This is a genomic window from Tenacibaculum sp. SDUM215027, from assembly GCF_050566205.1.
GTDB lineage: Bacteria > Bacteroidota > Bacteroidia > Flavobacteriales > Flavobacteriaceae > Polaribacter.
The window spans coordinates 238,068-250,094 of sequence record NZ_JBNXUE010000006.1; the positions used below are offsets into that span (position 1 = coordinate 238,068).

The 12,027-nt window shown below is 32.2% G+C and carries 16 protein-coding genes; all 16 read left to right on the forward strand.

Going from position 1 to position 12,027, the window contains the following annotated elements:
- Positions 1-4: 4 nt before the first annotated feature.
- Entirely contained in the window at positions 5-2,257 is a 2,253-nt protein-coding gene (locus ACQYZ7_RS14365; protein ID WP_430730411.1) for a xanthine dehydrogenase molybdopterin binding subunit, read from the forward strand.
- A gap of 1 nt (position 2,258) precedes the next feature.
- Positions 2,259-2,834 carry a GNAT family N-acetyltransferase gene (locus tag ACQYZ7_RS14370; RefSeq protein ID WP_430730412.1) on the forward strand — a complete coding sequence of 192 codons (576 nt, stop codon included), beginning with the start codon at positions 2,259-2,261 and terminating at the stop codon, positions 2,832-2,834.
- 86 nt (positions 2,835-2,920) lie between these two features.
- Positions 2,921-3,334, forward strand: a complete 414-nt coding sequence (locus ACQYZ7_RS14375; RefSeq protein WP_430730413.1) for a hypothetical protein — start codon at positions 2,921-2,923, stop codon at positions 3,332-3,334.
- Positions 3,335-3,341: 7 nt separating this feature from the next.
- Positions 3,342-4,286 carry an XdhC family protein gene (locus ACQYZ7_RS14380; protein WP_430730414.1) on the forward strand — a complete coding sequence of 315 codons (945 nt, stop codon included), beginning with the start codon at positions 3,342-3,344 and terminating at the stop codon, positions 4,284-4,286.
- A gap of 7 nt (positions 4,287-4,293) precedes the next feature.
- Positions 4,294-4,899, forward strand: a complete 606-nt coding sequence (locus tag ACQYZ7_RS14385; protein ID WP_430730415.1) for a Crp/Fnr family transcriptional regulator — start codon at positions 4,294-4,296, stop codon at positions 4,897-4,899.
- Between the two features lie 48 nt (positions 4,900-4,947).
- Complete coding sequence (locus tag ACQYZ7_RS14390) at positions 4,948-5,397, forward strand: DMT family transporter (RefSeq protein WP_430730416.1); 450 nt, start codon at positions 4,948-4,950, stop codon at positions 5,395-5,397.
- A complete protein-coding gene (locus ACQYZ7_RS14395; RefSeq protein WP_430730417.1) occupies positions 5,394-6,125 on the forward strand; it encodes a GNAT family N-acetyltransferase in 732 nt (243 codons plus the stop codon). Before ACQYZ7_RS14390 ends, ACQYZ7_RS14395 begins: the two co-directional genes overlap by 4 nt.
- 76 nt (positions 6,126-6,201) lie before the next feature.
- Positions 6,202-6,783, forward strand: coding sequence for a Crp/Fnr family transcriptional regulator (locus tag ACQYZ7_RS14400; RefSeq protein ID WP_430730418.1), 582 nt, complete (start codon positions 6,202-6,204; stop codon positions 6,781-6,783).
- A gap of 58 nt (positions 6,784-6,841) precedes the next feature.
- A complete protein-coding gene (locus ACQYZ7_RS14405) occupies positions 6,842-7,183 on the forward strand; it encodes a hypothetical protein (protein ID WP_430730419.1) in 342 nt (113 codons plus the stop codon).
- Positions 7,184-7,187: 4 nt separating this feature from the next.
- On the forward strand, positions 7,188-7,766 hold the full coding sequence (locus ACQYZ7_RS14410; RefSeq protein ID WP_430730420.1) for an NAD(P)H-dependent oxidoreductase: 579 nt from the start codon (positions 7,188-7,190) through the stop codon (positions 7,764-7,766).
- Between the two features lie 70 nt (positions 7,767-7,836).
- Positions 7,837-8,925, forward strand: a complete 1,089-nt coding sequence (locus ACQYZ7_RS14415; RefSeq protein WP_430730421.1) for a serine hydrolase domain-containing protein — start codon at positions 7,837-7,839, stop codon at positions 8,923-8,925.
- 334 nt (positions 8,926-9,259) lie between these two features.
- A complete protein-coding gene (locus tag ACQYZ7_RS14420; RefSeq protein ID WP_430730422.1) occupies positions 9,260-9,979 on the forward strand; it encodes a suppressor of fused domain protein in 720 nt (239 codons plus the stop codon).
- A 111-nt stretch (positions 9,980-10,090) separates the two neighbouring features.
- Positions 10,091-10,630: an SMI1/KNR4 family protein gene (locus ACQYZ7_RS14425; RefSeq protein ID WP_430730423.1), complete on the forward strand. Its 540-nt coding sequence runs from the start codon at positions 10,091-10,093 to the stop codon at positions 10,628-10,630.
- A gap of 39 nt (positions 10,631-10,669) precedes the next feature.
- Complete coding sequence (locus ACQYZ7_RS14430) at positions 10,670-11,005, forward strand: hypothetical protein (RefSeq protein ID WP_425659229.1); 336 nt, start codon at positions 10,670-10,672, stop codon at positions 11,003-11,005.
- Entirely contained in the window at positions 11,002-11,412 is a 411-nt protein-coding gene (locus ACQYZ7_RS14435; RefSeq protein WP_430730424.1) for a hypothetical protein, read from the forward strand. Before ACQYZ7_RS14430 ends, ACQYZ7_RS14435 begins: the two co-directional genes overlap by 4 nt.
- 74 nt (positions 11,413-11,486) lie before the next feature.
- Entirely contained in the window at positions 11,487-11,999 is a 513-nt protein-coding gene (locus tag ACQYZ7_RS14440; protein ID WP_430730425.1) for a hypothetical protein, read from the forward strand.
- Positions 12,000-12,027: the final 28 nt, after the last annotated feature.

Sequence of the window (12,027 nt, forward strand, 5' to 3'; positions counted from 1 at the left end):
AACGATGAAAAACATAGACAGTTTTACACATGTTAGAGGAGAATCGTTATTTGTTGACGATTTAATGCTACGCCAAGACACCTTATTCGGATTGGTTTTTGATTCGCCAAAAGCGCACGGAAAAATAAAGTCGGTAGACTATTCCAAAGCTGAAGCGCTAGACGGCGTTGTAAAAATATTTACCTATAAAGATGTTTTAGGCGAAAATCAAATTGGTGGTATTATTCCCGATGAACCTTTATGGGCAGAAGATGAAGTCCATTTTTGGGGACAACCTATTGCTTTTATCGTAGCTAAAAGTGAAGCGATTGCTAAAAAAGCGAGAACTTTAATTACCATAGATATTGAAGAACTTCCTGTGATTACAACAGCCAAAGAAGCCAAAGAAAAAGGTAGTTTTATCAATGCTCCTCGCTCATTTAACTTAGGGAATACTCAAAACGCATTTAGCGAATGTGAATATGTGTTTGAGGGCGAAACTTTTTCTAACGGACAAGAACATTTATACCTCGAAACACAAGGTTGTTATGCTGTTCCGCAAGAAAACGGGAGTATAAAAATTACTTCTTCTACGCAAGGACCTACTGCTGTTCAAAAAACAGCCGCAAAGGTGTTAGGCATACCAATGCATAAAATTGAAGTAGATGTAATTCGCTTAGGAGGTGGTTTTGGAGGAAAAGAAGACCAAGCTACTCCATGGGCTGTTATGGCTGCTGTGGCAGTACAACACCTAAGCCGCCCAGTTAAATACATGCTGAATCGCCATGACGATTTACGTATGACTGGGAAACGCCATCCATATTCATCATTTTATAAAATTGGTCTAACCAAAGACCTAAAAATAAAAGCTTTTGAAGCTGAGTTCTTGCAAAACTCTGGTGCTGCAGCTGACTTATCTCCAGCCATTGCCGAGAGAACTTTGTTTCATGCCACTAACAGTTACTTCGTTCCAAACGTGCATACCACCGTGTATAGCTGTAAAACCAACTTACCGCCTAATACTGCCTTTCGTGGATTTGGTGGTCCGCAAGGAATGTTTGTGATTGAAAGTGCTATTGCCGATGCCGCTAATAAAATAGGCATTAACAAAAGAGAAATTCAAGAAGCCAATCTATTAGCTGAAAATGATGAGTTTTCTTACGGACAAATTGCTACCGAAGTACAAGCACAAAATTCATGGTTCACTGCTAAAGATAAGTTTGAGCTTGAAAAATTAGAGCAAGAAGTTGCGGATTTTAATAGTAAAAATGACCATTACAAAAAAGGTCTTTCATTAATGCCTATCGCTTTTGGTATTTCGTTTACCAATACCCCAATGAATCATGCACGTGCATTGATACATATTTATCAAGATGGAAGTGTTGGTGTCTCTACAGCTGCCGTGGAAATGGGACAAAGTGTAAACACTAAAATGTTGCAAGTAGCACAAAGTGTTTTAGGAATTTCGGCAGATAAGGTTAAACTGGAAACGACTAACACTACGCGTGTTGCCAACACCTCACCTTCTGCTGCGAGTTCAACTGCCGACCTCAACGGAAAAGCAGTTGAAATGGCTTGTAATTCGTTAGTTGAACGACTAACAAAAGTTGCCGCTGACATGCTTTCTTCCGAAGAAAAAAATATCTCCTTCAAAGAGAATTTTGTCTTTATAAATGATCATAAATCAGAGTTAACATGGGAAGCTTTAATTGCTGAAGCGATGCTGCGTCGTGTAGCATTGTCTGAAAATGCCCATTATGCTACTCCTATAATTCATTTTGACAAGACCAAAGAAAAAGGACATCCGTTTGCCTACCATGTGTATGGTACAGCCATCACAACGGTTACTGTAGATTGTGTCCGTGGTAATTATGAAATTGACAGTGTAAAAATTGTACACGACTTTGGTAAAAGTATGAATATGGGAATTGATTTGGGGCAAGTTGAAGGCGCTTTAGCACAAGGAATTGGTTGGATGACGATGGAAGAAATCTCCTATAATAATGACGGACGATTACTCTCAAATGCGTTGTCTACTTACAAGGTTCCTGATGTTTTTTCGGCACCCAAAACAGTAGAAACCATTCCTTTAAAAACAGCAGGAAATCAAATGGCTATTAAAAAGTCGAAAGCAGTTGGTGAACCTCCTTTAATGTATGGTATCGGAACCTATTTTGCCATTCAACAAGCCGTTAAAGCCTTTAACCCTAATTATAAATTAAAATTCCACGCTCCTTTTACACCTGAAAAAGTATTAATGGGATTGTATGAAAAGTAAAATGACATACGCAATAAATGAATGTGTTTTTGATACGTTTCCTGAATTAGAAAGTGACAGACTTTTATTTAGTGAATATACAAAGACAGATGCTTCAGAATTATTTAATATTAGAACTCACCCAAAAGTTTGTGAGTATTTAGATTCTGACACGCCTCAATCTCCACAAGACATTGAAAAAAGAATAGAACTCATTCAACAAGCTTTTAAAGATAAAAACGGAATTACTTGGGCTATCATCAACAAAGAAAATAACAAACTTATTGGTGATTTTGGTATCTGGAAATTAGACAAACAAAATTTTAGAGGTGAAATAGGCTATGTGTTGAGCCCTGATTATTGGGGAAAAGGATATATGAAAGAAGCTATGAAGACCTTAATTCACTTTGCTTTTCATACCTTCAATCTTTATAGCTTAGAAGCTAATATAAACCCTAAAAACCAAAACTCAAGAAGTATTCTTTTAAAACTAGGGTTTCAAAAAGAAGCCTATTTTAGAGAAAATTATTTTTATAATGGGATGTTTTTAGATAGCGAGATTTATTCGCTATTAAAATCAGATTTTAATTCAAAATAAATAAGAAGAGTATCAAACTACAATACACCAAACAAAATATAATTCGTGGGGCACTTATTTATAGCACTGGTGATACTATTGCTGCCTTGTTAGTAAACGAGTTCTCAATATACAGACTCCTTGGAATGGTTGTGGTTGGCGCTACTGTATATGCCTTAGAAATACCTAATTATTTTAATTGGATAGAAAGAAAAACAGCCAACAATAGCGGACTAAGAAGAACTATAGCAAAAACAATATTAGCCATTGCGTACTTTAATCCATTTTGGATTTTTAGACATTTGCTGTTTATCAAATTATTTTCTGGAAATTTTGAACAAATAACCAGTAACTTATTCATTGTTGCTTGTTGGTCATTTTTAGTGAACATTCCTATTTCGTTTATCGCTAATTTTATCATTCAAAATAAAGTAAAACTCGATTGGCGTTTTTTAGCAAGTGCTATATTTTCAGCTCTTATGGCTATTTATTATGCACTAAGCGAAACCATTTTTAATTAATTTGTTAATGAAATTCTGGCAACATTTACATACTAAACTTCAAAACCAACAAAAAGTATATCTATTAACAGTAATTGAAAACGTTGGAAGTTCTCCTGGACGAAAAGGCTTTAAAATGTTAATCGCTGAAGATGGTTTTATTTTTGGATCTGTAGGTGGTGGTGTCATGGAATTTTCATTGGTTGAAGAAGCCAAACAATTATTACAACAAAAAAATCCGCCAATATTTAGTAAAAAACAAATTCATAAAGGAAATATCAAAGATGGTTCGGGTATGATTTGTTCTGGTGAACAAACGGTTGCCTTCCATTACTTAGACACTAAGCATTGTTCAATAATATCAACCATTATTTCTTCTTTACAGCACGGTAAAAAAGGAATATTACATTTATCTCCTACCCTATTTGATTTTACTCCTGATGTTCTAGAAAGTCAGTTTGAGTATGACATCAATTCAAAAGAAGATTGGTACTTTAAAGAACATATCGGCTTTAAAGAAACCTTGTACATTGTGGGTGGAGGTCATGTAGGCGTTGCCGTTTCAGAACTTTTTGTAAAGCTAGGTTTTTATGTTGTGGTTTTTGACAATAGAGAAAACCTCAACACTTTAGAAAACAACCAAACTGCTCATAAAAAACAGGTTATTGATTACAACGATATTGAAAACTACATAGAAGAATCTTCTTCAAGCTATGTAGCCATTATGACCAATAAGTACACTGATGATAAGTTAGTATTGAGTAAACTCCTTAAAAATAAGTATCAATTTTTAGGTGTTTTGGGTAGCAAAGCAAAGTTACAAACGATGTGGAAAGTCCTGCAAAACGAAGGGTTCACTCAAGAAGAATTAAACAAAGTACATGCTCCTATAGGACTCTCTATAAAAAGTGAAACTCCTGAAGAAATTGCGGTGAGCATTGCTGCACAAATCATTCAAATTAAAAACACCTAAACCAATAATGAATCAACCTAATGAATATAAAACCTTTTTAACAAGAGTTTTTAATCGTTATGCTACGGTGAGTAACGACTCTATTTCTTCTTTGTTTTCAACCGTAAAAATTCATGATTTAAAAAAAGGAACCGCCCTATTACCTTTTGGTAAAATATCAAAACATGTTCATGTTCTTTACAAAGGAGCTGTAGTTTCTTGTTTTTTACATAAAGATGGTACAGTATACCATAAAAACATTTTTTTACCTGAGAGTTTTGTAGGTTCTGTCGTATCGTCACTTACTAATACACCTTCTCAGTTTTCTCTTGAAGTTATAGAAGACTCAACAGTTATTAGCTTTCCGTATGACACCTACAGGCAACTTATTAGGGAAAAACAAGATTTACAAAACTTTTACATCGCTTATCTTGAAAAGAATTGGGTGATTGATAAAGAGAAACGAGAAATTGATATTGTTTTAAAAGAAGCTAAAGAAAGATATCTCGATTTTGTAAACGCTAACCCCAACATAGAAAATAGAATACCATTACACTATATTGCCTCTCACTTAGGCATTACTCCCACTCAGTTGAGCAGAATTCGTAAAAACATCAAAAAAACTTCATCCTAATCAACGTATGTAAAGAAAAAAGATACTTTTCCTTTCCATCTTTGCAGTATGAAAATATTCTTTTTATACTTTTTGGCCTTTATTGGTGGAGTTTCACTAGCAGTTCAAGCAGGTTTCAACACGCAATTAGGTGCTATTGTAAAACAACCTGTCATCGCTGTTATAGTCACCTCTATAGCCAGTGCTATTTTTGGGTGCTTATTCATATTTATATTCAAAGAAGAAAGTATTCAAGTAAACATAGCACAACAAGTACCTTGGTATTTGTGGTTTATTGGCGGACTTTTTAGTATGATTGGTATTTCTCTTTATTTTTACACCATACCCAAATTAGGAATCTCAAAAATGATTGCTTTTGGCTTATGCGGTCAATTGATTTTTTCGTTATTCGCAGGAAAATTTGGTTGGTTAAATTTACCTGTTGAACCTATAACTACCAAAAAGTGTATTGGAATTGTTTTCATGGCAATTAGTATTCTTTTAATCAACTCAAAATGAAAAAAATAGTATCAAATATTAATAATTTAACTTCTTTATGGAAAACTGCTGCAGCTCCATATCAAGGTTATCGTAAAGAAACATCTTTTGAAAGCGCTTACATTGAAAATGCTCAATGGCCTAATAGAATTTGGACCAACCTCTCTCCTTCTGAAAACCAACTAAAAGAAGTACAACAGCAAATGATTAGTAAAAACAACCGTTTTACATTTTCTTACTTTACACTTCCCAATCAAGAAAACAATATGGAGCTTGACGGTAAAATCCAGTTAAAGTCAACTCAATATGGAATGAGTTTAGAACTAAAAGAAAAGTTTGAAACGCAAAGAAACATCGATTTTAAAAGAGTAGAAAATAAAGAAAATGCGCAACTCTGGAGTCGTTCTTTTCAGCAAGCATTTGGCTATGAAATAAACTCAGAAATTGTCTTAAAAACAGCAGAAAACATACCCTACTATCTTGTTTATTTTGAACAAGAACTTATTGGAACCGTAATTTTATACACCACAAATACGATTGCTGGTTTGCACAGCTTAGGTATTATACCCGAAAAAAGAAAACAAGGTTTTGCTACCGAAATTATGCGTCATACACTTAACAAAGCTATTGACCAAAATTTGTCTTTAGCTACACTTCAAGCCTCAGAAATGGCTAAAGAAATGTATTTAAAACTAGGTTTTTCTTTAGACTTTTTAATGAAAAATTATGGTGTTGCCAATCTTTCTTAAAGGCACAGCATATTAACATACATAACTTTTGAACTTGGTAAAAAAATAGTAGGTTTGAGACCATTAATGAGAAAGAATGAATTATAAAGAAGTCTTTAAAACGATTGAAGAAGCATACACTCCTCTATCTACTGAGTGTCAACAAGAATTAATTACCAGATCAAAAGTTTGTGTATATAAAAAAGGTGACATTGTTGTACGAGAAGGACAATTCTCTAAAAAAGTCTTTTTCATTGTACAAGGATGTTCAAGAGCTTATTACTTAAAAGATGGTAAAGACATTTCAGATTGGTTTACTTTCGAAAATCAGTTTATGGCTTCCATCGTTAGCTTTTTTAGCAATGAACCAAGTCCACATTATGTTGAATTTATTGAAGATTCAACCGTTTTGGAATTTTCAAAAGATACTGTTGATAAGCTTTCTCAAAAACATCACGACTTTGAACGCTTAATTAGTAAAATAGTCACTGAAACCATGTTGGGGCTTTGCGAACGATTATACACCATTCAATTCAACAAAGCAGAAGAAAGGTATAAACACCTGCTAAGTATTTATCCTTTTATAACCAACAGAATTCCCCTTACACATATTGCCTCTTATTTAGGAATAACTCTTGAAACGTTGAGCAGGATAAGAAACCCCAAAAAACGAATTTGATTTATATCAAATGGTAAATCTTCCGTTTGCAGCACATTTGTAAGCAAATACAATAACAATGGAAGATAACAACAAACAACAACTAAAGTCAATCTGGGGAAAATGGTGGGAACCTATTAGAAAATGGTTTTATCCTGCTTGGTTAATCTATGAAACTTCAATTCGGTTTTATGAGTACGCCCAATCGGTTCTCCTTTATTTTAATAATCCGCAAAACAATATCGCTTCTTATATAGGAGAAGCTAGCACCCTAATTTTAGGTATATTTTGTAGCCTCAGCACTTTTTTAATCTGCACAATCTTCTTAACAATACCTACCTGTTTTATACTGTATACGTTTTTCAAAACAGAAAACTTAACAGGCTCTCAATTTGAAGCAAAAATGAAACCTCTATTTTAAATAAATGAAGAAAATACTCATTATAAACGGACACCCTGATAAGGAAAGCTTTAATTTTGGTCTTTCTGAAGCTTATAAAACAGGAGCAAAGAAATCGACTGCTGAAATACAAGAAATAAACATCCGAGAATTAAACTTTAACCCCAATCTTCAATTTGGCTATCGAAAACGAACAGAGCTTGAACCCGACTTACTAGAAGCACAAGAAAAACTAAAATGGGCAGACCATTTTGTATTGGTGTATCCTATTTGGTGGGGTTCTCTACCTGCAATTATGAAAGGTTTTTTAGACCGAGTTTTACTTCCTGGTTTCGCTTTTAATAAAAAAGAAAACTCTTTATGGTGGAATAAATACTTTACAGGAAAAACAGCCAGAATAATTTGCACGTTAGATCAACCTGCTTGGTACTATAAATGGTTTTATAGAAGCCCAAGCCATAATGCTATGAAAAAACTAACATTAAACTATATAGGAGTAAAAAAAGTACGAATAACTACTATTGGTCCTATAAGACTCTCAAAAGAAAAGTTTAGAAGTAAATGGTTGAAAAAAGTAGCAACTCTTGGAACAATGAACAAATAAAAAATAACTGTTATTTATTATAAACTGTAACAATTTCGAATCTCATCTGTCATTGAAAAAAACAGAACTAATGAAACTAATTTTACAACTATTACTAATTACTTGTTTAATAGGTAAATCTTATGCTCAAAAAAATGATAAAAGTGTTTATAGTAAAACTGATGCCTATTTAGAAAGTACCATAGATAGCCTAAATATTATTGGGTTAAACTATGTAATCCTTATTGATAATAAAGTAGTACATAAAAAATCATTCGGTTTAGCACATGCGCAGCTTAAAGTACCTATGACTATAGATAAGTCTTTTCCTGTTGCTTCAATATCCAAATTATTCAGTTCAATTGCACTTCATAAATTATTAAGCATTCATAAACGTGATGTAAATGAAACTTTAGAAGATTTTCTTCCTAATAGAAACGACTTACCTGAGTCTTGGAAAAAATTAACTCTAAAACAATTATTATCTCATACTTCTGGTATTCCAGACCAAATAGATTATCAAATCTATTTAGCTCCTGATAGTGAAAAAAGTGTTATTGATGCTCTTAGAGATAAACCATTTAGTTCTAAGCCAGGAACGGAGTCAAAATATAATGCAACAGGTTTTTTACTAGTTCGTGCTATAATTGAAAAATTAGCAAATCAGGATTTTGAATCCTATATGCAAACTGAATATTTTGACAAGTTTAATTTAAGTACAGCTAAGTACGGTGGGTTTAAAAAAGTTATTCCTAATAGGGTTACTTGTTACCAAAAAAGAAATGGGAGTTTAGAAATGTTTCCTCTAAATTATTCTTCTCCTATGTATGCTGGTGCTGGTTTAAATATCTCAATAGATGATTTAGTTAAATGGTTTCAAGCTATTCAGGAAGAAAAAATCATCACAAAAGAACAACTCAAAAAAGCTTGGACACCTGTAAAGTTAAAAAATGGAAAAGATGGCTATTTTGGATTAGGTTGGGAGTCTTACAGACTTCAAGATGGTTATAGAATGGTTGGACATGGAGGAGCTGGTATTTCCTCTTTCAGACATTACTGGAACGAAAAAACCAATCAAAATATTACAGTTATTTTATTAACTAACGGTGCTTTAAACTGGACTATTAGACCAAATCAAATTAACTCACAAATTGCAACTATAATACTTGAAGGTGAGTAAAACACTTTGTGTAATACTATACATACTCTTGCTTCTTAAAACCAAAATTACACATTTAACATACTAACTAACATTTTTCTACACAATACGATATTTCATCTTTTATTGTTTGGTATCACTCCCTTTAGGCGGAGAGCATCGTTCCCCTTAGGTGTATGGTATCACTTTCCTTAGGCTTCGTGTGTTGACCCGATAAAAAAGTTACACTTTTTTATCTTCCTTTTTTTATATTTGGAAAAAAAATTGCTAAAACTTCTCCTTACTCTACCATTATAGGAATGTAATAGTGATTTTATTATGTATATAAACTAGTAAAAGCTTTAATAATCAAAAAATGGAAAAGTCAGAATCTGGAGCACCAATTTATAAGTGCAATGAAAAAGATAAAAGAAACTTTGAAATAGCATCGGGTGAGCCTTCAATTGAAGAAATTTCTAATCATATTGAGAAACATATAGGTAAAATCGACCTAGTTTTTCACGAAATAATCTCTGATCAAGTTCACATTGATATTCACTGGGTAAAACCAACTGAAGAAAAACCTTTTCATACCTTTGTTACGTCGGGAATGAGTGATAAACCCATGCAAACACCAGAAGGTATTGAAGACTGTGACTTTTGTGAACTAAGTATTTGTTTACCTAAAGAATGGAAGGTTTCTGAAGAAGATTTTAACGATGAAAATAATTATTGGCCTATACGTTCGTTAAAATTTCTAGCCAGATTTCCGCATGAATACAATACTTGGTTAAGCTATGGACACACCATACCTAATGGACATCCAGCAGAGCCTTTTACAGAAAACACAAAGCTGAACACGATGGCCTTATTACCTTCAGTAATTTTTGGAGAAGAATTTCATACTTTAAAACTTAAAAATAAATCAATAGATTTTTACACTTTAGTTCCTCTATATACCGAAGAAGTAGAGCTTAAACTAAAAAAAGGTGTAGAAGCCTTATTTGATGGATTTGATAAGTTTGGTATTAATGATGTCTTGGACTTAAATAGACCAAATACAGTAAAAAAGAAAAAGTTTTTTGGGTTGTTTTAAACTAAGTAATATAAAAACATTACTTACACATTTCTTTATTTAAACAACCTCTCTCTAAAATTAGAATTTAACACGAATAACTCATAACCAAACCTTTAACTACAATTAAAAATGGAGCAAATAATTGATGAATACCTAAAAGAACTCACCGATCTTCAATTAAATAAACTACCAACCAAAATAGTTACAGAAATGGCTGCCCCACATCAGGATGAAAACGAAGAGTGGAGAATTTGGAATCCAGTTAAAAGCCAAGTAACTGACATTGAAATTGAAGAGTTTGAATCAAGACTTGGGCATAAACTTCCAAAGTCATATATAAAATTTCTAAAGTATAAACACTTTTATGAGCTTCAAATTAGTGAGTGTTCCTTCTGTGAACATCCCTTAGGTATTTGGAGAGCTTCTTTATCTGAAATGATTTTTAATGGATATCCTCGTGAACTTTTGTTAGATAAAGGAAAAATACCTTTTGCTAATTGGAGTGATTGGGGCTTATTATGTTTTGATACAAATAATAAACACACAAATAATGAATACCCCATAGTTTTGTGGGATCATGAAATGTTTGATGAGTTTGAACCAAAGTATATTAATTTTGAAGCGATGATTAATGAATTGAATAGTGACGCAAAAGAAAATGCTAGCTAACAGTATAGTTACCTCATTAAATATCTAAAAAACAAAACCTTGAACACTACAGAAAAAACCAAGTCGTATTTCTTACTATTAGGTTTAATCATAATCATTGGATTTCCATTATATATAATTATTAAAAATAATCATGTAGCTAATAATGGAATTGAATCTACAGGAACCATTATTAATAAAGAAAAAGTATTAAGTGGTAAACCTATAAGCTATAGATATTATTTCACAGTTGAATATAAAGTAAAAAACAAAATAAACATAAGTGAATTGAGTGTGGATAAAAACATCTACAAAAAGTATAAAGTAAAGGATATTATTTACTTGCTTTATGACAAAAAAGACATTAACTATATTATACTCAATCAAAACAAATGAAAATAGACACCGATACACTACCTAAATGCTCATTAGAAGAGAAGAAATTTTCTTGGGGAGAACCATATTTAGTTGTAACCCCAATATTTGATATGGTAATATCACAAGAATTATCTGATATTGAATTTTCTGTTGAAATATTTATAAAAAATAACTTCCGAAATCAACTATTAGAGTTTTACAATGTTTTGATTAATTATGAAGAAAACAATCGGATTGAAAATTTCGAGGATACCATACCTGAACAGCTTCGTAAAGAAGTGTTAGCAAAAATTAAAAGCTTTCTTGACTCTGAAAAAAAATTAACCCCTTGGGAGAAATACGATGAATATGGAAAAGAACTAGATTTTTTGTATGAGTTTGAAGAAGAGCTTAACCGAAAAATATTATTTATCAACCCTAAATAGAGCCACTTACAGTAATTATTATAAGTAATTGCTTGTTCTCAACTACTTTTTATCATCTTGAACAATAATATACTATGCTAAAAAAACTCTTTCATAAAAAGAAACTATCTGATATTTATTCTAATTACGAAAAAAATCTACGACAAGGGAAAGACTTTTTTGAGGGCATTACTCTTAACAGAAAAAAATATAAAACTCAAGTTTTAAAACTATTTAGAGAAGCTATTGAGAACAAGGATAATGATAAACTTGCCTTTTGTATTACTGTGTGCTTTTATGATGGTACTGATAATGAGTATATAGATTTTTTTGAAGAAATTATTTTAGCTGACTGGCATGAAGAACATGAAGATGTTGTTGATATAGTTAGAAGTTTTAAAGATGATAGATTTACTGAGTCTCTAAAAGAAATTGCTGTAAAAGAAGAGATTTACAGAAAATACGATGATGAAAACGAATCAACTTTAAGAAAATGTGTTCATGCATTGAAAGCTATAAACTCCCCTAAAAGCAATCAAATAATTAAGGAGTTAATAGACAGCGGAAATGAAAATGTAAGATATGCCTTAGAAAACTATAAAGATTAAACAAATTATAGCTAATTAACAGAAAAAC